Origin of the sequence: Enterobacter sp. BIDMC93, from assembly GCF_001037805.1 — a bacterium.
Taxonomy (GTDB): domain Bacteria; phylum Pseudomonadota; class Gammaproteobacteria; order Enterobacterales; family Enterobacteriaceae; genus Enterobacter; species Enterobacter hormaechei_C.
Window position 1 is genome coordinate 4233981 of the sequence record NZ_KQ089962.1, and the last position, 23837, is coordinate 4257817.

General features: G+C 56.3%; 18 protein-coding genes. 7 read left to right on the forward strand and 11 right to left on the reverse strand.

Annotated features, from left to right (window positions below; all coding sequences use genetic code 11):
* Positions 1-31: 31 nt before the first annotated feature.
* From glnD to SK58_RS19845, 3 genes are all read left to right on the forward strand, one after another.
* Positions 32-2707 (forward strand): bifunctional uridylyltransferase/uridylyl-removing protein GlnD, encoded by a 2676-nt coding sequence (glnD, locus tag SK58_RS19835; protein WP_003856210.1) that lies wholly within the window; start codon positions 32-34, stop codon positions 2705-2707.
* A 32-nt stretch (positions 2708-2739) separates the two neighbouring features.
* Positions 2740-3564 carry a 2,3,4,5-tetrahydropyridine-2,6-dicarboxylate N-succinyltransferase gene (gene dapD, locus SK58_RS19840; protein ID WP_003856214.1) on the forward strand — a complete coding sequence of 275 codons (825 nt, stop codon included), beginning with the start codon at positions 2740-2742 and terminating at the stop codon, positions 3562-3564.
* Between the two features lie 111 nt (positions 3565-3675).
* The gene (locus SK58_RS19845) at positions 3676-4065 is read left to right on the forward strand and encodes a DUF3461 family protein (RefSeq protein ID WP_015572719.1); all 390 of its coding nucleotides are present in this window, start codon (positions 3676-3678) and stop codon (positions 4063-4065) included.
* 89 nt (positions 4066-4154) lie between these two features.
* On the opposite strand, the gene SK58_RS19850 is transcribed toward SK58_RS19845, so the two are convergent.
* The 3 genes from SK58_RS19850 to dgt form a co-directional block, all read right to left on the reverse strand.
* A complete protein-coding gene (locus tag SK58_RS19850) occupies positions 4155-5312 on the reverse strand; it encodes a CdaR family transcriptional regulator (protein ID WP_003856217.1) in 1158 nt (385 codons plus the stop codon).
* Between the two features lie 146 nt (positions 5313-5458).
* Entirely contained in the window at positions 5459-6892 is a 1434-nt protein-coding gene (gene degP, locus SK58_RS19855; RefSeq protein WP_023303104.1) for a serine endoprotease DegP, read from the reverse strand.
* Between the two features lie 132 nt (positions 6893-7024).
* Positions 7025-8539, reverse strand: a complete 1515-nt coding sequence (dgt, locus tag SK58_RS19860; protein ID WP_045344480.1) for a dGTPase — start codon at positions 8537-8539, stop codon at positions 7025-7027.
* Between the two features lie 82 nt (positions 8540-8621).
* Between dgt and mtnN the strand changes: the two genes are divergently transcribed.
* The 3 genes from mtnN to SK58_RS19875 are packed head-to-tail and all read left to right on the forward strand — an operon-like array spanning position 8622 to position 10769.
* The gene (gene mtnN / locus SK58_RS19865) at positions 8622-9320 is read left to right on the forward strand and encodes a 5'-methylthioadenosine/S-adenosylhomocysteine nucleosidase (RefSeq protein WP_003856223.1); all 699 of its coding nucleotides are present in this window, start codon (positions 8622-8624) and stop codon (positions 9318-9320) included.
* Complete coding sequence (gene btuF, locus SK58_RS19870; protein WP_017383741.1) at positions 9313-10122, forward strand: vitamin B12 ABC transporter substrate-binding protein BtuF; 810 nt, start codon at positions 9313-9315, stop codon at positions 10120-10122. The genes mtnN and btuF overlap by 8 nt, the downstream gene beginning before the upstream one ends.
* 23 nt (positions 10123-10145) lie before the next feature.
* The gene (locus tag SK58_RS19875; protein ID WP_003856227.1) at positions 10146-10769 is read left to right on the forward strand and encodes a TRIC cation channel family protein; all 624 of its coding nucleotides are present in this window, start codon (positions 10146-10148) and stop codon (positions 10767-10769) included.
* A gap of 58 nt (positions 10770-10827) precedes the next feature.
* On the opposite strand, the gene erpA is transcribed toward SK58_RS19875, so the two are convergent.
* Both erpA and clcA read right to left on the reverse strand, forming a co-directional pair.
* Positions 10828-11172 carry an iron-sulfur cluster insertion protein ErpA gene (erpA, locus tag SK58_RS19880; RefSeq protein ID WP_003856230.1) on the reverse strand — a complete coding sequence of 115 codons (345 nt, stop codon included), beginning with the start codon at positions 11170-11172 and terminating at the stop codon, positions 10828-10830.
* A gap of 85 nt (positions 11173-11257) precedes the next feature.
* Positions 11258-12658, reverse strand: coding sequence for a H(+)/Cl(-) exchange transporter ClcA (gene clcA / locus SK58_RS19885; RefSeq protein WP_045142230.1), 1401 nt, complete (start codon positions 12656-12658; stop codon positions 11258-11260).
* 176 nt (positions 12659-12834) lie between these two features.
* Here clcA and hemL point away from each other — a divergent pair, with 176 nt between their 5' ends.
* On the forward strand, positions 12835-14115 hold the full coding sequence (hemL, locus tag SK58_RS19890) for a glutamate-1-semialdehyde 2,1-aminomutase (protein WP_015572714.1): 1281 nt from the start codon (positions 12835-12837) through the stop codon (positions 14113-14115).
* Between the two features lie 111 nt (positions 14116-14226).
* Here the strand turns inward: hemL and fhuB are convergent, their stop codons facing one another.
* From fhuB to SK58_RS19920, 6 genes are all read right to left on the reverse strand, one after another.
* Entirely contained in the window at positions 14227-16209 is a 1983-nt protein-coding gene (fhuB, locus tag SK58_RS19895) for a Fe(3+)-hydroxamate ABC transporter permease FhuB (RefSeq protein WP_017383744.1), read from the reverse strand.
* Complete coding sequence (gene fhuD, locus SK58_RS19900) at positions 16206-17096, reverse strand: Fe(3+)-hydroxamate ABC transporter substrate-binding protein FhuD (RefSeq protein WP_017383745.1); 891 nt, start codon at positions 17094-17096, stop codon at positions 16206-16208. Before fhuD ends, fhuB begins: the two co-directional genes overlap by 4 nt.
* Positions 17096-17893, reverse strand: a complete 798-nt coding sequence (gene fhuC, locus SK58_RS19905) for a Fe3+-hydroxamate ABC transporter ATP-binding protein FhuC (RefSeq protein ID WP_017383746.1) — start codon at positions 17891-17893, stop codon at positions 17096-17098. Before fhuC ends, fhuD begins: the two co-directional genes overlap by 1 nt.
* Before the next feature lie 50 nt (positions 17894-17943).
* Complete coding sequence (fhuA, locus tag SK58_RS19910) at positions 17944-20154, reverse strand: ferrichrome porin FhuA (RefSeq protein WP_015572711.1); 2211 nt, start codon at positions 20152-20154, stop codon at positions 17944-17946.
* A gap of 204 nt (positions 20155-20358) precedes the next feature.
* Positions 20359-21306 (reverse strand): fimbrial protein, encoded by a 948-nt coding sequence (locus tag SK58_RS19915; protein ID WP_223826492.1) that lies wholly within the window; start codon positions 21304-21306, stop codon positions 20359-20361.
* Positions 21307-21350: 44 nt separating this feature from the next.
* Positions 21351-23828, reverse strand: a complete 2478-nt coding sequence (locus tag SK58_RS19920; RefSeq protein WP_047728719.1) for a fimbria/pilus outer membrane usher protein — start codon at positions 23826-23828, stop codon at positions 21351-21353.
* Positions 23829-23837: the final 9 nt, after the last annotated feature.

Sequence of the window (23837 nt, forward strand, 5' to 3'; positions counted from 1 at the left end):
GGCGATAGCTTTTTCTTATGGGTGGCGCACGATGAGTAATCTCTTACCCGAACAGTATGCTAACACAGCACTTCCCACCCTCCCCGACCAGCCTGATAACCCGGGCGTCTGGCCACCGCATGAGCTGACCTGCGCGCATATCAAAGCCCACATGGAGGTTTTCCATCGCTGGCTGGGTAGCGCATTTGACGCAGGCGTTTCGGCCGAGCAGCTCATTGAAGCGCGCACCGAATTTATCGACCAGCTCCTGCAACGTCTGTGGATCGACTACGGTTTCGGACAGGTGAGCGACGTCGCGCTGGTTGCGGTCGGCGGCTATGGCCGGGGTGAACTACATCCGCTCTCTGATATCGACCTGCTGATCTTAAGCCGTAAAAAACTGCCGGACGATCGGGCGCAGAAAATCGGTGAACTGTTGACCCTGCTCTGGGACGTAAAGCTGGAAGTGGGCCACAGCGTACGCACGCTGGAAGAGTGTCTGCTGGAAGGGTTATCCGACCTGACCGTCGCCACCAACCTGATTGAAACCCGCCTGCTGATTGGCGACGTGGCGCTGTTCCTCGAACTGCAAAAGCACATCTTTAGCGATGGCTTCTGGCCTTCGGAAAAATTCTTCGCCGCGAAAGTCGAAGAACAAAACCAGCGCCACCAGCGCTATCACGGTACCAGCTATAATCTCGAACCGGATATTAAAAGCAGCCCCGGTGGCCTGCGCGATATCCACACGCTGCAATGGGTCGCCCGTCGCCATTTTGGGGCAACATCGCTGGACGAAATGGTCGGGTTTGGTTTTCTGACCGAAGCCGAACGTAACGAACTCAATGAGTGTCTGCATCTGCTGTGGCGCATCCGTTTTGCCCTGCACCTGGAAGTCACCCGCTACGATAATCGCCTGCTGTTTGACCGACAGCTCAGCGTGGCGCAGCGCCTGAATTACCAGGGCGAGGGCAACGAGCCGGTCGAGCAAATGATGAAGGATTTCTTCCGCGTCACCCGCCGCGTCTCTGAACTGAACCAGATGCTGTTGCAGCTGTTCGATGAGGCGATCCTCGCGCTGACGGCAGACGAAAAACCGCGTCCGATTGATGACGAATTTCAGCTGCGCGGCACGCTTATCGATCTGCGCGACGAAACGCTGTTCATCCGCGAACCGGAAGCGATCCTGCGAATGTTCTACACCATGGTGCGCAACAGCACGATCACCGGGATCTACTCCACTACCCTGCGTCATCTGCGCCATGCACGACGTCATCTGAAGCAGCCGCTGTGTTACATCCCGGAGGCGCGCTCGCTGTTCCTGAGCATGCTTCGTCATCCGGGCGCCGTCAGCCGCGGTCTGCTGCCGATGCACCGTCACAGCGTATTGTGGGCCTATATGCCCCAGTGGTCGCATATTGTCGGACAGATGCAGTTCGACCTGTTTCACGCCTATACGGTGGATGAGCACACGATCCGCGTCATGCTGAAGCTGGAAAGCTTCGCTAAGGAAGAGACGCGATCCCGCCATCCGCTGTGCGTTGATCTGTGGCCACGTCTGGCGCACCCGGAGCTGATCCTGATCGCCGCCCTGTTCCATGATATCGCCAAAGGTCGCGGCGGCGACCACTCCGTACTCGGCGCCCAGGACGTGCTGAAATTTGCCGAGCTGCACGGCCTGAACTCGCGTGAAACGCAGCTTATCGCCTGGCTGGTTCGCCATCATCTGCTGATGTCAGTTACCGCTCAGCGTCGTGATATTCAGGATCCGGAAGTGATCAAGCAGTTCGCCGAGGAAGTGCAAACGGAGAACCGCCTGCGCTACCTGGTCTGCCTGACGGTAGCCGATATCTGCGCCACCAACGAAACCCTGTGGAACAGCTGGAAGCAGAGCCTGCTGCGCGAACTCTACTTCGCCACCGAAAAACAGCTGCGTCGCGGGATGCAGAACACCCCCGACATGCGTGAGCGTGTGCGCCACCATCAGTTGCAGGCGCTGGCTCTGCTGCGCATGGATAACATCAACGAAGAGGCGCTGCATCAGATTTGGGCGCGCTGTCGCGCCAACTACTTTGTGCGCCACAGCCCAAACCAGCTTGCCTGGCACGCCCGGCATCTGCTGAAGCACGACCTGACAAAACCGATGATTCTGCTCAGCCCGCAGGCCACGCGCGGCGGGACGGAAATTTTCATCTGGAGCCCGGACCGGCCTTATTTGTTTGCAGCGGTCTGTGCCGAGCTGGACAGGCGTAACCTGAGCGTGCACGACGCGCAGATTTTTACCACCCGCGACGGCATGGCGATGGACACCTTTATTGTGCTGGAGCCGGACGGCAGCCCGCTGTCGTCGGACAGGCATGAGGGGATACGCTTTGGCCTTGAGCAGGCCATTACCCAGCGCAGCTGGCAACCTCCGCAGCCGCGTCGTCAGGCGGCAAAACTGCGCCACTTTACCGTCGATACCGAGGTCAATTTCCTGCCGACCCATACCGACCGTAAATCGTTCCTTGAGCTGATTGCGCTCGACCAGCCAGGGCTGCTCGCCCGCGTCGGTCAGGTTTTTGCCGATCTGGGAATTTCGCTTCACGGCGCCCGAATTACAACCATTGGCGAACGAGTAGAAGATTTATTTATAATCGCGACGGCCGACCGGCGTGCCCTTAATAATGACCTGCAACTTGAAGTGCAACAACGGTTGACAGCAGCCCTCAATCCAAACGATAAAGGGTGACGTGTTTTTTAGTGAAATGGAAAGAGTAAACAATGCAGCAGTTACAGAACGTTATTGAGTCCGCTTTTGAGCGTCGCGCCGACATCACTCCGGCAAATGTGGATACCGTGACCCGTGAAGCGGTAAACCAGGTTATTTCCCTGCTGGATTCCGGCGCGCTGCGCGTGGCAGAAAAAATCGACGGTCAGTGGGTTACTCATCAATGGCTGAAGAAAGCTGTGCTGCTCTCTTTCCGCATCAACGATAACCAGGTTATCGACGGAGCAGAAAGCCGCTACTTCGATAAAGTGCCAATGAAATTTGCGGATTACGACGAAGCGCGCTTCCAGAAAGAGGGCTTCCGCGTAGTACCACCGGCGGCCGTTCGTCAGGGTGCCTTCATCGCACGCAACACCGTGCTGATGCCATCCTACGTGAACATCGGCGCCTACGTTGACGAAGGCACCATGGTGGACACCTGGGCTACCGTCGGCTCCTGCGCGCAGATCGGTAAAAACGTTCACCTGTCCGGCGGTGTGGGCATCGGTGGCGTTCTGGAGCCACTTCAGGCTAACCCAACCATCATCGAAGACAACTGCTTCATCGGCGCACGTTCCGAAGTGGTTGAAGGCGTGATCGTCGAAGAAGGTTCTGTGATCTCCATGGGCGTTTATATTGGCCAGAGCACCCGTATTTACGATCGCGAAACCGGTGAAATTCACTACGGCCGCGTTCCAGCCGGTTCCGTTGTGGTTTCCGGCAACCTGCCGTCTAAAGATGGCAAATACAGCCTGTATTGCGCGGTCATCGTGAAAAAAGTGGACGCGAAAACGCGCGGTAAAGTGGGCATCAATGAACTGCTGCGCACCATCGATTAATCGGGTATAACAAAAAGCGGGGGCAACCCCGCTTTTTTTATATCCGAAGGTGGCGAAAATAGATTTTTTCGTTAATTATTCATAGGTTATGTTGAGATCAAGGGTACCGCTATGTACGATAATCTGAAAAGTCTGGGCATTACCAATCCTGATGAAATTGATCGTTATAGTCTCCGCCAGGAAGCCAATAACGATATTTTGAAAATCTATTTTCACAAGGACAAAGGAGAGTTCTTCGCCAAAAGCGTGAAGTTTAAATACCCTCGCCAGCGTAAGACCGTTGTCGCTGACGGTATCGGTCAGGGATATAAAGAAGTACAGGAAATCAGCCCTAACCTGCGCTACGTGATCGACGAACTCGATCAAATCTGCCAGCGCGATCGCAGCGAAGTCGATCTGAAACGTAAGATCCTTGACGACCTGCGTCACCTGGAAAGCGTAGTCACCAATAAGATCAGCGAGATTGAAGCGGATCTTGAGAAATTGACGCGTAACAAATGAGCCGTTTTATTGCCCGGTGGCGCTTCGCTTACCGGGCCTACGAACACATGTAGGCCGGGTAAGGCGAAGCCGCCACCCGGCAAACAGCATCATCTCTGTTCATCCAGCTGCAACGCCACATACAGCAGTAGCCGGTCGTCAAAATTCCCTAAATCCAGCCCCGTCAGTTCCGAGATCCGGTTTAGCCTATACTCCAGCGTATTACGGTGAATAAACAGCGCTTTTGACGTTGCCAGCGGCTGCACGTTATGCCGGAACCACGCCTGCAACGTGCGGCGCAGCAGCCCGTTGTTGTCCATTGCTTTCAGACGCACCAGCGGACGCGCCAGCTCGTTGGCCTGCCAGCCGCCGCGCAGGCTGTCGAGCAGGACCGGCAGCATCAGATCCTGATAGAAATAACTGCGGCTCTCCGGCATGCGCTGTTTACCCACCATCATGGTGGTGCGCGCCGTTCGCCATGAACGAGCGATGCTTCCCGGCCCGGTAAAGTAATTTCCCAGCGCGACGCGAAAACGGAGCTGTCCGTTCTCCTTCATGCGCTCGATTAGCAGCTCAACGCGGCGACGATGATCTTCCGCGTCCCAGCGACCAAACTGATTAAGCGCAGGCTTGAGCACCACCATTTCCGTCAAAGAGACAATCGCCACCAGGTTGTTACGCTCCGGCGTCGCCAGCATGTTTTGCAGCTGCTGTAGCTCCACCATGGCGCTGTCCACACCAAGCTGGCCGCTATCCACCTCAATAACGGCGACCACGCGCGGCTGATTCAGGTCGATACCCAGACGCTGCGCCCATTCGCTCAGGGCAGGCGTGTGCTCCTCAGCCTGAATCAAATTCATCACCAGCTCTTCACGCAGGCGGCTGTCCTGGGCGAGCAGGTGCATCAGACGCGACTGCTCCAGCATCATCTCCGCCGTCATGCAGACCAGCTCGCCGTATTTACGCAGCGATTCAGGGTCGCCGGTCAGACCGATAACGCCAACAATCTCTCCTTCCAGACGCAGCGGCAGGTTGATCCCCTGACGGACCCCGTGCAGATGTTTCGCCACGGCGTCATCGATGTCGACCACGCGCCCCTGAGAGAGCACCAGCAACGCCCCTTCGTGCAATTCCCCAATACGCTCACGATCGCCGCTGCCGATAATGCGCCCGCGGGCATCCATTACGTTGATATTGGTATCAATGATGCGCATGGTTCGCGCCACGATATCCTGCGCCATTTTGGTATCAAGATGCCAGCCAGCCATATAACCCTCCCGTGAGCAGAGCTCAAGCATAGGGAAGTTCAGCTAAGGCTGCATTGTGCAGATGCCCAGAGGCAGAGAGAGATGTATGGAGTTGTGGGAAAGGTCACAGAAAAGAGAAAGCCCCTGCGAACAGGGGTTTAAGAAGATTACTGCATCAGGAGATAAATAGAGGTATCACCACGCTGAATATTCAGTGCCAGCACAGAAGGCTTGCTGTCGAGAATTTTGCGCAGTTCAGCGATGTTTTTCACCGGCTGCTGGTTAGCGCCCATGATCACATCACCTTTTTTCAGGCCGATACGGGCAGCAGGTGAGTTCGCTTTCACGTTGTTCACCACCACGCCTTTATCTGCCCCTTTGTTGCTCATCTCGGCACCTTCAATACCGCTGAAGATGGTGCTGGAATCGACCTGATTCTGACTGCTTTGTTGCAGTTCCAGGCTCACGTTAACCGGCTTACCTTCACGCAGCAGGCCGAGGGTCACTTTACTGCCGATTGGCATAGAACCCACTTCCGCACGCAGGGCGGCAAAGCTGCTGATCGGCTTACCGTTCAGAGAGGTGATCACGTCACCCGCTTTAATGCCGGCTTTCGCCGCCGAAGAGTTCGGCATGACCTGGCTTACGAATGCGCCGCGCTGAGCGTCCACTTTCATCGCTTTCGCCAGCTCGGAGTTCAGTTCGGTACCCATGATCCCCAGCTCACCGCGTTTCACCTGTCCATATTGCACCATCTGCGCAGTCAGGTTTTTCACCATGTTGCTCGGGATAGCAAAGCCGATACCGATGTTGCCACCGTCCGGTGCCAGGATAGCGGTGTTGATACCGATCAGCTCACCGTTCAGGTTAACCAGCGCACCGCCGGAGTTACCACGGTTAATGGCCGCATCCGTCTGAATGAAGTTTTCATAGTTTTCCGCATTCAGGCCGCTACGTCCCAGCGCAGAGACGATACCCGAGGTCACGGTTTCGCCCAGACCAAATGGGTTACCGATGGCGACGGTGTAGTCACCCACGCGCAGCGCGTCAGAGTCGGCAAGCTTAATCGCCGTCAGGTTCTTCGGATCCTGGATTTGAATCAGCGCGATGTCGGAGCGCGGGTCTTTACCAACCACTTTGGCATCGAATTTACGGCCATCGCTCATCTGCACCTTAATGGTGTTAGCATTATCTACCACGTGGTTATTGGTCACCACGTAGCCTTTCGCTGCATCAATAATCACGCCCGAGCCGAGTGCCATGAATTTCTGCTGCTGGCCGCCGCCCATGCCGTCATCCCCTGCGCCGCCGCCCTGACAGAACGGGGAGCTCTGGAATGGCGAACCGTCCTGGCAGAATGGCGAATTATCGCCGAAGAACTGCTGGAAATTACGCGGCATACGCGGCGTATTGACGGTCGTGCTGCCCTCAACGTTAATACTCACCACCGATGGCATCACTTTTTCGAGCATCGGGGCCAGGCTTGGCATCTGCTGCGCAGTCGCTGCCGAGGAAGCTGTCTCGGCCGCCATCGCCAGAGGGGACAGCGCTAAACCTAAACTCAGAGCCAGTGCACTCATTGCTAATGTGGTTTTTTTCATGTTTCTCAATCTCGATTTACCAGATAACGCAAAATTGCTGTGTAACTCAGATTCGTTTTATACCGCTTAGTTCCGGGATTAAGTTTATGGAAAAAGTAAAAATTTATTGGTCGTCTTTACAAAACTCATGGCTTATTCAACGGCCATAAGCTTGCGGTATTCATCCCAGGCATACAAATCTGTCATCCCGCTGATATAGTCCTGGATAAGACGACAGCGATAATAATATTCCATGACTGGCCATTGGGAAGAATGGCGTTCTATTTTACTGACGGCTTCAATGTATGCCAGCCGGTGGCGGGTTGAAAGCTTCTGATAGAGACGAGATTCAATCGGCAGGCGGCGAACACGTTCATTTTCGACCAGCTCACTGAACTCATCGACCGTCAGCTGGAGCAGCGGGCCATAAATCTCCAGCAACCCGCTGATAACCCGGTATCCTTGCAGCTCCAGCTGTTCGACATCCGGGTGGCTGAAAACATGGCGAACAGCCACGTTTTTATATAATTCAAGAAGCTGACTAAAACTGCTCTCATCTTCCAGCAGGGCGTGATTAAATTCCCCGCTAAATATCATCGGCAAATTATCAATGAAACGGGCGGCCGCATACGGCACCAGTTTATTCAGCGTGTTCACCCGCAAATACATAAAGAACTGATCTTCGGTACTGCGGCTCAGCGAATTTGAACGCGATTTATCCCAGGCATTCTCGACGACCTGCGCAAACAGAGAACCTTTTTCATGCTCTCCCCAGGCATCATGAAGATGCTGATACAGCTCCTCGACGCTGAATATTCTTTTTTCCACCGCGTCTTCCAGATCGGCCACGCAATAAGAAATGTCATCAGCCGCTTCCATAATCCATGTCAATGGAAAACGGCCATTAGGGGTCAGAGACAGTTCTTTACGCAACCGCGCGATGTATGCTTCTTCCGATAAGTAATAGCCCGGTTTTTTCATCAGGTAGCTATGCGTGGCGGGCGTTTCTCCGGTCCACCATGCGGGACGCGTGTATTTAAGAATACAGCCCACCTGGGCCCAGGTCAGATTCATCCGCATCAGGGAGTGCACCAGACGGATCCCCTGCGCGTTACCTTCGAAATGACACAGATCCTGGCGCACCTTACGGCGCAGATCGTTCAGGCTATCTTCGCCTTCACGCAGGCATAAATCGCGTACCACACAGCGGTCATCGCTGAGCGGCTGGCTTATGGCGTCAGAGGGAAAAAGCCGCTGTTTAAACCAGTCATTGATGGCGGCCTCGCCGAAATGACCAAAGGGAGGATTGCCGATATCGTGCATCAGGCAGGCCATCTCAACGATGCTTTCGAACGGCCCGGTCAGTTCATCCAGTCCGTAGGTTTCCAGCAGACGTTGCTCTTTAAGGCGACTGAGGATCTCTTTCGCAATGTAGCGCCCCACCTGCTGCACTTCCATGGAGTGCGTTAACCGCGTACGCACCGCGGCGTTACGCTCCAGCGGGAACACCTGGGTTTTTTGCTGTAACCGACGGATAGCGGGCGAGTTGATGATGCGTCCGCGATCGCTTTCGAAAATGCGCAGGATCTCATGTTCGCTCTTATCGCCCTGTGGCGAACGGAAACGTCGGTGCCAGTTAATTTTGGTGCGAAAATCGATTGGTGCCATGTGCTCCCCCGCGTGAGAATGCGTTTCCCCTTAACCGCATGATAGACTATGCATCTTAACAAGGCACATCGCGAGTAAATCTATGAAAATCGGCATTATTGGTGCAATGGAAGAAGAAGTTACGCTGCTGCGTGACAAAATTGAGAACCGTCAGACCCTCTCCCTCGGTGGCTGTGAGATCTACACCGGCCAGTTGAACGGTGTTGACGTGGCTCTGCTGAAATCAGGCATCGGTAAAGTTGCAGCGGCACTGGGCGCGACCCTGCTGCTTGAGCGCTGCAAGCCTGACGTTATCATTAATACGGGTTCTGCGGGCGGTCTGGCGCCGACGCTGAAAGTGGGCGATATCGTGGTTTCCGACGAAGCGCGTTATCACGATGCAGATGTCACCGCATTCGGCTACGAATATGGTCAGCTTCCGGGCTGCCCGGCCGGGTTTAAAGCGGATGATAAGCTGATTGCCGCCGCTGAAAGCTGCATTAACGAGCTGAACCTCAATGCGGTGCGTGGCCTGATCGTCAGCGGCGATGCCTTTATCAACGGCTCTGTCGGTCTGGCGAAAATCCGTCATAACTTCCCGCAGGCTGTGGCCGTGGAGATGGAAGCCACAGCCATCGCGCACGTATGCCATAACTTCAGCGTGCCGTTCGTGGTCGTTCGCGCGATCTCTGACGTGGCGGACCAGCAGTCCCACATCAGCTTCGACGAATTCTTGGCCGTTGCGGCCAAACAGTCCACCGTGATGGTGGAAACCCTGGTGCAGAAACTGGCGCGTGGGTAAGGTGTCATTCAGGGCGCTGGTCGCCCTGCTTCTGCTCGCTCCGGCCTGGCTCATCGCCGCGCCGCGGGTGATCACTCTCTCCCCTGCCAATACGGAACTGGCGTTTGCCGCCGGGATCACGCCCGTTGCGGTGAGCAGCTTTTCCGATTATCCACCGCAGGCCGCCCATATCGAACAGGTTGCCACCTGGCAGGGAATGAACCTGGAACGCATCGTGGCGCTAAAGCCCGATCTGGTCCTCGCCTGGCGCGGCGGTAATGCCGAACGGCAGGTGAACCAGCTCTCTTCGCTGGGAATAACGGTGAAATGGGTGGACGCGGTGAGCATCGAACAGGTGGCGCAAACCCTCCGTGACCTCGCGCCTTTCAGCCCTACCCCCCAACGCGCCGGGCAGGCTGCACAGCAGATGCTCAACGACTATGCCGCGCTAAAAGCCCGATACGGCACGCAACCGAAACAACGCGTTTTTCTGCAATTTGGCAGTCAGCCGCTGTTCACTACCGGGAAAGGCTCGATCCAGAACCAGGTGCTTGAAACCTGTGGAGGTGAAAATATCTTTGCAGAAAGCCGGGTTCCCTGGCCCCAGGTCAGTCGTGAGCAGGTTCTTGCGCGACAACCGCAGGCCATTGTGGTGGTCGGAAATGCGAGCGAGATTCCTAAAATAGAACAATTCTGGCATCGGCAGCTTAAAATTCCGGTCATCGCACTCAACAGCGACTGGTTTGAACGCGCCAGCCCGCGTATTATCCTCGCCGCAAAACAACTCTGCGCCGAACTGGCAGAGAGTCACTCAAACAGATAAATACCCCCTTCGAGGATTTAACGATGCTCGTGTATTGGCTGGATATTCTTGGCACAGCCGTTTTTGCTATCTCCGGCGTTTTGCTTGCCGGAAAACTGCGCATGGACCCTTTTGGCGTACTGGTACTCGGCGTCGTTACGGCAGTGGGAGGCGGAACGATCCGCGATATGGCGCTGGCAAATGGCCCGGTATTTTGGGTAAAAGATCCCACGGATCTGGTGGTGGCGATGGTCACCTGCCTGTTAACCATCGTGCTGGTTCGTCAGCCTCGCAGACTGCCAAAATGGATATTACCGGTGCTGGATGCCGTCGGTCTGGCAGTCTTTGTGGGGATAGGGGTGAATAAAGCCTTTATTGCCGGGACTGGCCCGCTGGTGGCGATCTGTATGGGCGTGTTAACCGGCGTGGGCGGAGGGATTATTCGCGACATACTGGCGCGAGAAGTCCCGATGATCCTGCGAACGGAAATCTACGCGACGGCCTGTATCATCGGGGGGATTGTTCACGCCACGGCGTATTACACCTTTGCTGTCCCGCTGGAGAATGCGGCGATGCTGGGGATGGTGGTCACGCTGGTGATCCGTTTAGCGGCGATACGCTGGCACCTGAAGCTGCCGACGTTTGCGCTGGATGAAAATTCAAGATAGGCGTCGTTTATAAGCCCGGTAGCGCTTCGCTTACCGGGCCTACAATCTGCATTCAGGCTTAAATACTGAACGAAGAACCACACCCGCAGGTGCTGGTCGCATTCGGGTTAGTCACCACAAAGCGCGAACCTTCCAGACCTTCAGTGTAGTCCACTGAACCGCCCACCAGATATTGCAGGCTCATCGGGTCAACCACCAGCGCGACGCCCTGTTTCTCGATAGTCATATCACCATCGTTAACCTGATCGTCAAAGGTAAAACCATACTGGAAGCCACTACAGCCGCCGCCGGTAATATAAACACGCAGTTTCAGATCCGGATTGTCCTCGTCGGCAATCAGGGTTTTCACTTTTTTCGCTGCTGCTTCGGTAAATTCCAGCGGCAACGCTACGTCATCACTCATCTTATGCTCCCATGAATACTGCGACTGCTATTGGGCAAAAATCACCCAATTCTTTTTGTCATTATCTAATACCCTGGTAATTCATTCAAGTATTCTGCTTCAGGGCCTGTTCAGCTTCCTGTTTCGCCAGGGTACGGGCAAGAATGGTGGAGTATAGCGGTTTTCCACCCAGGAATTGGGCTAATAGTGTCGCGCCGAGACAGGTAATGATCATTGGCAAAATGAGCTGGTAATTGTCGGTCATTTCCAGCACCAGTACGATCCCGGTCAGCGGCGCGCGCAGGGAGGCCGCCAGCAGCGCCCCCATTCCCGCAACCGCAAACGTCCCCGCCTCCAGATGGTAGGCCGGGAAACCTGCCGCCGCCGCCATCCCGAACGCCGTACCCAGCAGCGTCCCCAGTGCCAGCATCGGAGCAAAAATGCCGCCCGGGGCGCCAGAGGAGAAGCACAATACCGTGGTGATGACGCGTGAAATAAACATAAACAGCAGCAGGCCTACGCTGAAATTCCCCGCCGCGGCAATGGGAATCAGGCCGAAACCGCCGCCCGCCGCATTCGGTTCGATGAAGCCGAGGATCCCGCACACGCCGCCAAGCAGGCCTCCCACCAGCACCCATTTCGTGGTATTTCCGCCATGGATGCGCTGAAACATATCCTGCGCCCGTAAAATCAGGGTGTTAAAAAGCGGGCCGACGACGCCAAAAATCATCCCAAGAACCAGATACAGCCATAAAGTATTGACCGGCGCATTGGTCAGCTTGCCAACTTCAATCACCGCTCCTTCGCCGTTAAAGACGCGAAAGACAATGCTCGACATAATCACGCCGGTAAACACCGCTTTAATGGAGATCAGGTTGTAGCGGAACTGGGCACGCATCTCTTCAATGATAAACAGGATACCCGCCAGCGGCGCGTTAAACGCCGCAGACAGCCCCGCTGCGGCCCCCGTCGCCAGCAGCGTATGCCGTGCTTCGGCGCTGCGCATACGGAGCAGATCGCCGACCATGCGCCCGACGTTACCGCCCAGCTGTACCGTTGGCCCTTCCCGACCGAGCACCATGCCCGCCCCGAGGGTTCCCATCCCGCCGATAAATTTCACAGGAAGCACCCGCCACCAGCGAACCGGGCGTAGCTCCTCCAGCGCCCCCTCAATTTCAGGGATCCCCGAGCCACCTGCTTCAGGTGCGAATTTACGCACCAGAAAATACCCCACCATGGCAAACAGCGCCGAAAGGCCAAAGGCCCACACCCAGACCAGCCATTCCCGATCGGCAAAGCTGGCGACGGTACCTATGCGCCAGTTGAGCACCGCGTTGACCGCTTTCTCGAATGCGACCCCCACCAGCCCGGCCAGCGTACCGACCACGGCGGCTGCCAGCAGAATGGCTAACGGGGTTTTGTCACGGTTGAGCAGCCGCCGGATACTGACCCGGTGCTTCGCGCGCGTAAACTGTTGTTGTTCAAAAGAAGGTGTGTTCTCGTTCATTACCTGTTCTGTTTCGTCATACAAAAGGCGCAGGGATTCTACCAGAGACAATCCCCTCGTCCCCTGAAAAATACTTAACAATTGTTAAGCCTTCTGAGGGGCAAAAATTTTATAACCTCTTCCGAATCACTTAGAATAGTTGCCTTAACTTATTTCTACGAACCAGGAACGACGCCATGAGCAAGTCTGAAAACCTCTACAGCGCAGCCCGCGAGCTTATCCCAGGCGGCGTGAATTCACCCGTGCGCGCCTTTACCGGCGTGGGTGGCACCCCGCTGTTTATCGAACGTGCGGATGGGGCATATCTGTATGATGTGGATGGTAAAGCCTATGTCGATTACGTCGGCTCCTGGGGCCCGATGGTACTGGGGCACAACCACCCGGCGATCCGCAACGCGGTGATTGAAGCCGCTCAGCGCGGCCTGAGCTTCGGCGCGCCAACCGAGATGGAAGTCAAAATGGCGGAGTTGGTCACCGAGCTGGTGCCAACGATGGACATGGTGCGTATGGTGAACTCCGGTACCGAAGCGACCATGAGCGCTATCCGTCTGGCGCGCGGTTTTACCGGTCGTGACAAGATCATCAAGTTCGAAGGTTGTTATCACGGCCACGCCGACTGCCTGCTGGTAAAAGCCGGTTCCGGCGCGCTGACGCTCGGTCAACCGAACTCCCCGGGGGTGCCGGCTGATTTCGCGAAACACACGCTGACCTGCACCTATAACGATCTGAACACCGTTCGCGCCGCGTTCGAGCAGTATCCGCAGGAGATCGCCTGCATCATCGTTGAACCGGTGGCGGGCAACATGAACTGTATTCCACCGCAGCCGGATTTCCTGCCGGGCCTGCGCGCGCTGTGCGATGAGTTCGGCGCGCTGCTGATCATCGACGAAGTGATGACCGGTTTCCGCGTCGCGCTGGCGGGGGCGCAGTCATACTACGGCGTTGAGCCGGATCTGACCTGCCTCGGCAAAATCATTGGCGGCGGCATGCCTGTCGGCGCGTTTGGCGGCCGTAAGGACGTGATGGACGCGCTGGCGCCAACCGGTCCGGTTTACCAGGCGGGTACGCTCTCCGGTAACCCGATTGCGATGGCGGCGGGCTTTGCCTGTCTGACCGAAGTGGCGCAGCCGGGTATCCACGAAACCCTGACGGACCGGACGACGCAGCTGGCAAACGGCCTGCTGGAAGCCGCAGAAGACGCGGGTATTCCGCTGGTGGTAAACCACGTCGGCGGGATGTTCGGGATTTTCTTCACCGATGCGAAAACCGTGACCTGCTATCAGGACGTGGTGAAATGCGACGTGGAACGCTTCAAACGCTTCTTCCATCTGATGCTGGAAGAAGGCGTGTATCTTGCGCCGTCAGCGTTTGAAGCGGGCTTTATGTCCGTGGCGCACAGCGAAGAAGATATCAATAACACCATCGACGCAGCGCGTAAGGTGTTTGCGAAGCTCTAAGGGCATTGCCGGGTGGCGCTAACGCTTACCCGGCCTACGATGTTCTCCATCTTCCCTTGGGAGAGGGAGCAAACACGAAAACGGCAATCTAAGGATTGCCGTTTACTTTTATTACCGACTCTGCTTTCTCAACAGATATATAAAGTACGGCGCGCCGATAAAGGTCGACAGCAGGCCCGCCGGGATCTGATACGGGAACAGCACCATCCTTCCGCACCAGTCAGCAAAAACCAGGATCGCTCCGCCCGTCAGCGCAGAGATCACGATATGCGGCAAAGTCCTGCGGAAGCCCATCATACGGGCGATGTGCGGCGCCATTAATCCGACAAAACTGAGCGGGCCGATAGTCATGGTGGCCGTCGCCGTCAGGCACGCGGCCAGCAGCAACAGGGCGATACGCGTTGGCGTCAGCGCCACCCCGACCGCGCGGGCGGTATCTCCACCCAGCGGCAGAATGGTCATCCAGCGACGGCACAGCGGCACAATCGCCAGCAGCACGATCATCACAATCCCGGTATGCACCACCTGACTGCCGGTGGCGTTGTACGTTGAACCGGAAATCCAGGTCAGGATCTGCGCCATGCGCGGATCGCCGCTCGCCTGCAACATCATCAGCAGCATAGTAAACGCGGTGCTGAGCGCCATCCCGGCCAGCAGCATGCGGTGAGGTGAGAACCCCCCTCGCCCGGAGGCGATCAGGATAATCATCAGCGTGACTGCCGCGCCGATACTCCCGGCAGGCATCAGCCAGCCGAACGCATTTCCCGGCACGAGGAACAACATTAACACTACGCCAAACGCGGCTCCGGAGCTGATCCCTAATACTTCCGGGCTTGCCATCGGGTTGCCGGTGAGACGCTGGATAATACAGCCGGCCACCGCCAGCATGACGCCCGCAATCAGCGCGGAGAAGATCCGCGGCCAGCGCCACTGCATGAGTTCATGCAGCAAATCCCCCGTCGCCCAGTGCCAGCCCGTGGCGTCACGTCCCAGCGAGAGTGCGGCAAACGAGGCGATAACCAGCACCGCCAGCCCGGCAAGGCTGAACCACACCACCGACTGACGTTCGGCATGTACTTTATCGCCGGCATCCATTGCCGGGGCGCTAATGCTGCGCAGGCGCGGCAACAGCCACAGCAGCAGCGGCGCGCCGATCAGGGCCGTCACCGAGCCCGTGGAAACTTCCATCCAGACGCGCGCCAGCCAGAGAATGAGTTGGTCGGAAAGCCAGAGGATCAGCGCGCCAATCAGCGGAGCCAGCATCAGCCGCGCCAGCAGACGGCGTGCGCCGAGCATTTTTGCCAGCAACGGCGCAAACAGGCCGATAAAACCGATGATGCCGACGGCGTTAACCAGTAACGCACTCAGCACAATCGCCAGGGTCAGGGCCGCCAGACGCGCCAGCGACAGCGCCAGCCCCAGATTGCGCGCCACGCCGTCATCGAGGCCCATCAACGTCAGCGGACGCAGCAGCAGCAGCGTCAGCACCACGCCGCCGAACAGCTGCGGCCACAGGCGCTGGACGATACTCCAGTCGGTCTGGGTGAGCGTGCCGGTACTCCACATAAACATGCTTTGCAGCTGGTCGTGGTGAAACAGCACCAGCAGCTGGTTGATCGCCCCACAGTAGAGGCTGACGACCAGCCCCGCGAGGATCAGCGTGACCGGCGAGAGACGTTTTCCCCAGGCCACGCCAAAGACCAGCGCACCGACCACACATGCGCCTGCCAGCGCGGCAAACTGCGAGGTTAACGCTCCCGGCAGGGTCCAGAGAGTGGTGATGGTGATCCCCAGCTGAGCCCCCGTCGCCACGCCCAGCGTGGTCGGCTCTGCCAGCGGGTTACGCAGCACCTGCTGAAACAGTACGCCCACCAGTCCCAGTCCCGCCCCGACCAGCAGGGAGATAGCCAGACGCGGCAGCAGGCTGTAGTGGAACAGCATTTGCTGAATATTATCGATATCCGGTGCGGCAAACGCGGCTGCCCATTGATCGCGCGGTAACGCCGTGCTCAGGTTAAAGCCGGTTAACATCAGGGCAGCCAGAAAAATGAGCGCTAACAGCAACATTGGGAAACGAGCCATACGCGTGCTCATGCCTTGCCTCCCAGTGCATTGTCCAGCACGCGGGCAAAATGCATTGCCGACAGCGTCGCGCCGTAGAACCATACCGCTGGCGCGCGCAGGAAGCGCTGCTCGCGGACGAACGGCATTGCCTGCCAGAGCGGGGTCGCCATCAGGGTTTGCATCTCGCGCTCGTTCCCGTGATCGAAGCACAGCACGTCCACATCACGAAACGCCGCCAGACGGTCAATACCCACGGCGGTACTGCCCCAGAATGTCATCTCGCCTTCCCAGGCATTGCGAATGCCAAAGCTGTCGAGCACTTCCTGGAACAGACAGTTATTTCCAAAGACAAGCATATGGCGGGCATCCAGCAGGGTTACCATCAGCAAAGGCCGATCGCCACGGTGGGCAAAGCGCGGCTTGAGGGAATCAATCAGCGCATCAAATTCATCGAGATGTTTTTTCGCCTGAGCCTCACGGTTGAGAAACTGCGCCATCTCGTGGATGGAATTTTTTGCCATGGTCAGCGGCTTTTTGCCGTCGCTAAAGGAAAAGCCCCGTCCGGGCGCAATCTTCGCCATGGTCTCTTCCGACGGGCCATACCCCGCAGACCAGAATAAATAAGACGGTTTCATCTGGGTGAGAAGCTCAAGGTTCGGCTCCGTACGCAGGCCAATGTCGATGACGGAGTCCGGCAGTTTTGGCTCATTCACCCACAGGGTGTAGTTGGGAATATCGGCCACGCCGTAAGGCGTCACGCCAAGCGCCATCATCAGTTCGACGGGCAACCACTCCAGCGCCACGATGCGGTGCGGATCGATAGCGGCAGCGCGGGCCGGGCCCATCTTTAACAGCAGCGGTGAGAGCGCCATGGCCGTCAGCAGGCGACGGCGGCTAATGAATGTTAAATCCAGCATCAGTAGACAAAGCTCACGGGTGCAGCCCCGGCTGGGTGAGACAGGATGCCCATAGGAATACCGTAGATATGTTCCAGCGTTTCGCTGCGCATCAGTTCGGCAGGGGTACCCTGAGCGATCATTTCACCGCCGCGCAGCGCTACCAGGTAGTCGCAATAGCGTGCCGCCATGTTGATATCATGCAGAACGGCAATCACCGTCAGGCCGCGCTGCTGACTTAAGCGATGCACCAACGCCAGGACGTCAACCTGATGAGCAATATCCAGCGCCGAAGTGGGTTCGTCGAGCAGCAGGCAGCGGCTGTCCTGCGCCACCAGCATCGCGATCCATGCGCGCTGACGCTCGCCACCGGACAGGCTATCCACCAGACGGTGCGCCAGCGGTTTTAACCCAACCAGCGCGATCGCCTCTTCCACTTTCTCTCTGTCAGCGACGCCAAAACGCCCGAGCGCACCGTGCCACGGATAACGTCCAATCGCCACCAGCTCGCGCACCGTCATCCCCTCAGCCTGCGGCAACTGCTGCGGCAGATAGGCCACCTTGCGGGCAAAGGCCTTACTGCTCCAGCTCGCCAGCGGCTGGTCATCCAGCAATATGTCGCCCTCGGACGGCGGCTGATGACGACCCAGCATCTTCAGCAGCGTCGATTTACCGGAACCATTGTGCCCGATTAAACCGGTCACTTTACCTGCGGGAAACGTCAAAGAGAGCGGATGCAGCAAGGTGCGCCCGGGTACGCGAAAGGAGAGATTGTTAAGCGTGAAGGTGGAGTCGGATTGCGTTTTATTATCCTGCATGTCAGCCAACTTAAATAAAAAGGGCACGGCGAACCGTGCCCATAAAGAGGTTAGAAGCGGAAGGTCGCGGTGGCAACAACCTGGCGTCCTGCTCCCCAGTAGCATGCATACTCGCTGTAGCAGCTGGAGACGTATTCACGGTCAAAGATGTTGTTCACGTTGACGCCGACGGAAGATCCCGGCAGACCGAAGCGCGCCAGATCGTATTTCACGGTCGCATCCGCCAGGGCATAACCCGCGACGTTAAAGGACTCATAGGCTTTAGGCGACGCTGAGGAGTAGTACGTCACCGTGTTACCGATGTAACGCGCGCCCGCACCGACGGTCAGGCCACTCAGCGCCGTCTCGTGGAAGGTGTAATCCGCCCACAGGGATGCCATGTTGCGCGGTACTTCTGCCGGACGACGACCTTCATACCAGGTATCATGGGTATATTCCGCATCGGTGTAGCTGTAGGCCGCCGTTACGTTCACGTTAGCCGACACCGCCGCTTTCGCTTCCAGCTCAAAGCCACGGGAGCGAATTTCACCGCCCTGCACGCTAAAGCCGCTGGTCGGGTTCGCCGGATCGGCGGTCAGGTTGTTGTTCTTGGTCAGCTGATATACCGCGGCCGTCACCACAACAGGCAGATCTTTCGGAACATACTTCACGCCCGCTTCATACTGCTTGCCGCGCGCCGGATCGAACGGTTTGCCGCCCTGGGTGGTGCCAGAGAGCGGTTCAAAGGATTCACTGTAGCTGAAGTATGGGGTAATCCCGTTGTCGAACAGGTAGTTAATCCCCCCGCGCCAGGTAAATGCCTGATCGTTAATTTCCGCGGTGGTCCCGTTATTACGGTTAAAGGCAGACGTTTTTGCAAAGTCATAGCGGCCACCCATGGTGAGTACCCACTTATCCCATTCCGCCTGATCCTGCGCATAGAGCCCGGTCTGCTCCTGACGATTGAGCATGGCATACGGGAAGTTCACATTGACGTTCGCATTGCCGTGCTGCGGATTGTTCATGCTGATCGGATCGGCGGTACCGTAGTCAGCATCAATATCATTGCGCATACGAAGGTAATCCACCCCCGTCAGCAGCGTATGGTCAACGGCACCGGTCGCGAATTTCGACTGGAGCTGTGTATCAACCGTGAACGAGTTGAGGTCTTCATCTGAGCGCACGTACGCACGGCTGATCTGGGCCGGAGCGATATAGCCATTACCGTAAACTGAACGGTAAAGCGTATTGATTTTGGTATAACGCAGGTTCTGACGCACGGTGAAGGTGTCGTTGAATTCATGCGCGAAGCTGTAACCCACCATTTTCTGACGACGGGAGATCTTATTGTCTTCATCGCCTTCGTTGAAATCGGTCGGCAGTTTGTGCGCCTTTCCGTTAGCATCATAGTAAGGCACAACGGTACCTTCACGCGGCAGCCAGCCGTAGTAACCCGCATCCGGATCGCTCTGGAAGTTGCTCAGGAAAGTGAAATCGGTTTTATCATCAGGACGCCAGCTGAAAGACGGCGCAATCGCGTAACGAGTAGACTTCACCATCTCCTGCTGCGCATTTTCACTGCGTCCCAGGCCGGTCAGACGGTAGGACCACACGCCGTTATCATCAATCGCGTCGCTGAAGTCAAACCCAGTCTGCCACAGGTTATCCGTCCCCATTTTGAACTGAATTTCTTTTAACGGTTCCGTGGTTGGACGCTTGCTGACCATACTCACTACGCCGCCAGGGTGGCTTTTTCCATACAGTACGGACGTCGGGCCTCGCAGCAGCTCTACGCGCTCCAGGAAGTATGGGTCCATCGACGCTTCAGAGTAGTTATCCCCTTGCAGCTTCATACCGTCCAGATACTGGTTGGTGTTCACTGTACTGGAGGTCGTAAAACCACGAATAGAAACCACGTCATAGGTCGTGGAGGCGCCGCGCGTTGCGAAAACGCTCGGCGTGTAGGCCAGCGCCTGTTTAACCGTCCCCGGCTGTTTCATGTCCATCTCTTCACGTGTGACCACGGAAATGGACTGCGGGGTTTTCTCGATCGGTGTATCGGTTTTCGTCGCCGTTGCAGTGCGCTTTGCTGCAATCGTCGGTGCAGGCCCCCAGGCACTCTCCTGCGCAGCCGGTGCGGCAGTAACAGTAATGGTTTCTTCTTTTTTCGGGGTTTCGGCGGCATGAGCATAAGCAGACATGCCGGCAACCGCTGTGGCTACGACGACCGCGATTTTACGCAGCGACGTGTTAATTGGCTGAGCAGTATTGGAAAGCGCCATGATGGATCTCTGATGGAAAAGTGAATGATAACGTAAACGAGAATTATTATTATGACCGCAGAATAATATGCGAAACGTTGGCTGCATAGCAAGCAGTATGCGGCCCTACAAGATTTAAGGGTTTAAGAATTAACCAGATGAAAATAGAGGGTTAATGAAGTTAGCGAAATGATCGCTAAAGCCCGCCGAAACGGGCCGGTGGGCTTAACGATAGAAGAGTTCGAAAGTCGCGACGGCGTCGACTTTCCCGGCTTTAACCTCTCCCGTTTTGATGTAACGGGCTTTGAGTGGGATCTCAACCGGGACGTTGTCCTGGCTACGGGTTATTGCCGTGTAGCTCTGGTCGAACTGTAACACCGCATCGTTCTTGTCGAGGATTTGAATGCCTACGCCGCTTGCAGCGTTGTCTCCGGTAGCAATATTGAGGATATTGCCATCCGTTACGCCAGTCGACCCTGCACTGGTGAACTGATAATCAATTTTTGTCCCGGCGGCGCAGTCCGTAATATCAATCCTGAAACGACTGTCGGTCAGGATGTCAGAATACTGACCGTTAAAATCGTGCGCATTGACCGTTTCCAGCGGCACGTAGATGTTTTTATCCGCCAGGTTACAGGTGTTTGTCGTAATGTGCACACTGGTTGGTGAAAAGCGAATTTCGCCTATCACGTCGTTATCGTAAGTTTCATGTGAGGTTAACAGGGACGTATTAAGATCGCCCTCTTCGACTTCACCAATAACGATCAACTGAGCGGTAGCCCGGAAATTGTAATTCGTTGAAAAGCTTCTGATCGTGCCAAGATAAGTTTCCGGCCTGATAATGTCTTCTTCGGTATAGCTGGGGAACTGGGTTGTAGACGCTGCAACGCGAATGCCAATCCCGGCCACGTTGGTTTTATACACTCCGGGTAAAACATCTTCACGTGCATCAGCATCACTCAATGAGAGATAGCCTCTACGTACCCGAACGGAATCACCATCACATCTTTGCGCAATTTCACCTGATTCCACACTGGCGTCATAAATAATGGTACCGACCTGAACGTCTGGCTCAAGCTGGATGACAGCGGGAATGTTGAAGGTAACAATTCCCCCGCTACTTCCGCCTCCCGTAAATGTACAAGTTGCGAATGCCGGAGCTGAAAACAGCATGATTAGGCCAGCCATTGCGCTGATGAATAGTTCTTTGCTACGCCTCATTGGCAATTTACCGTCATTTTCAAAATAGTTGCTGAGCGCCCGGGAGGGAGATCCCCCGCCCACGCACACCGTTGATCGCGCCCGTCACCCCACTGCACATTCAGGGAAACCGCTTCATGCAGACCGGTAAGCCAGACTTCTCCTTCATCACCGACGATAGCCGTTGCACTTTCCTGCGTGACAATGGCGCCGAAAGGTACCGGCTTGCCGTGGAAAAGCAGCGTGATAAGCGCACGCTTCCCCACTCGTGCATCAAAATTCGCTGAGATGGCCGCACCTTTTGTTGGGACAACATCCTGGGTAGCGGCGGCAATTTCAATATCTTCACGATCCTGGGTGTTGACCGTAATACCGTTTTTCCGGTAGGCCGTCAGGGAAGGGACAATCGCGTTACCAAAGCGATCGGTGTAGATCCCTCGCCCGTTCTGTACTTTGACGTTATCGCCATCTTTGATATGGACAATGGCAAAGGCGTCGCGGACGGATTGCCCCAGGGTTACTCCATGTTCATGCGCAACAATTGAACCCTGCGCGCTGTAGTTCCACTGTCGGTTATCGCCCCCGTAGTTATACCCCAGCCCGACATCACCGGCAGATCCCCGGTAGCGCCCGGATACACTGCCACCATAGCCAGTATCGTGACTGGCATAGGTCTGCTGGAGGTTATAGCTGAGGTTATTGTTCTCAAGTGCCGTGCCGCCGATCCCTACCTGATGCGAAACGAATCCACCGCTGGCAGTGTTGGCGCTGTAAGTTGACCATGCGTTCGCTAGCCAGCGTGAAAGAGGTACGTTGACCATCAACGCCATTTGCCGATCGGTATTGGCGTCCGGCGTACGCGTCAGGCTGTAGCTTACCGACCAGGTTATACCGCGCCAGCCGGAGCTTAGCCCCGCACTGACGCTGCGCTCGTGTCCCGCCATGTTCCAGTAATCCTGCTGATAGCCATTAAGGTAAGCCGATCCCCAGTCCGAAACGCGTTGGGAAAGATTAACCTGCATGCGGCTGCGCCGATTATTGGTTCGCCGATAGGTATAAATCCCATCGTCAATCTCGCTGTCACGCTGGTCGACAGCTTCCTGAAAGGTATAAAACCCTGAGGTGGAATAACGGTAGCTGGCAAGCGTCACGGTGGTGTCTGTATCCGGAATATCCCTGGAATACTGCGCACGCCATGACATCCCGCGGGCATCATCTCGTCCATCATCAAAAGCCGTACGGGCGGCGGTCACATCCACGGATGCCGATCCGAAACGGCCAAGATCGGCCCCTGTTCCCGCCAGCATAGCCTGATACGACGATGCAAGGAGCGCGCCGGCGTATGTTGTTACGCCATAAGGCAGGCCGTAAATGACCGTCCCTTGCAGAAAAGGGGGCTCGTCCTCACCTTCATTACCGCGATAACGCCCTGCCGCCAGCGAATATTTAAATGCTCCTTCCCGCTGTAGCACCGGAACCGATGCACTGGCCTGGATGAAGCTGTGTTCGCTGCCGTCGGCCTCTTCCACCGTCACCTCCAGATCCGCGCCGGATGTGACCTGGCTTAAATCGCGGATCTCAAATGGCCCCGGGGAGACGTTGCTTTGATAAATGGTGTAGCCGTTTTGCCTGATGGTGACTTTTGCATCGCTATTTGCGATACCACGCACCACGGGGGCAAACCCCTGCTGGCTGGTGGGCAGCATGGAAGTATCCGTTTCCAGCTTCACGCCGGTCATTTGGACGCTGTCGAAAAGCTCGCCGTTAGTGTACGTCTGGCCTATCTCAAGCTGGCTTTGCAGGGTTTTGATATCACGTTGCAGCGTACTGGCGATTGCATCCCAACCGGCGTTGTCACTCCAGGTGCTGTTGTTACGCAACCGCCACGCCCCGAGGTTGATCCCCGACTCCAGACCAAGCCATACAGATGACGTTTCACCAGAACGGTAGTGCTGCTGAGAGCCGCTAAACTGGTAGCTTGTCCAGGCGGCGGGAGCACCGTCATCCCAGAATTTCGGCTCGATAGCCCCGGCCGCAGCCTGATCGCGGTATTTTTGCGGGATCACCAGCTTGAGGGTCTGATTATCCTGGTCGTAATCGTAGCGGGCATTATCAATAAAATGGGAGATGTCATCGATTATCGCCGCATCATCCAGATCTTTCATGTCCGGGATCGTGTCGACTTTTACCCCTAATGCACGCAGATCCGCTTTGGTCAGCTCCGGTAACAGGCGCTGCTTATCGTCAGACAAGATCCAACTCACCGTGCGTTTATCCAGAACATCCCGATCCCACATAATGGTCGTCAGAAAGTTTCCCGGCAGTAAGCCATTATCATTGATGAAATTTTTTAGCGTTGAGGTGTTTTCCAGCGGAGTGTCCATCTCAAGGATCCGCAGGTTAAATTCGTCATCTGCACTCACAGGCTGGATCATCGCGAGCAGCGCTAACGCGATTCCCTTCAGAACCTGTTTGTAGAGTGGAGATGACGACATAGGGTACCA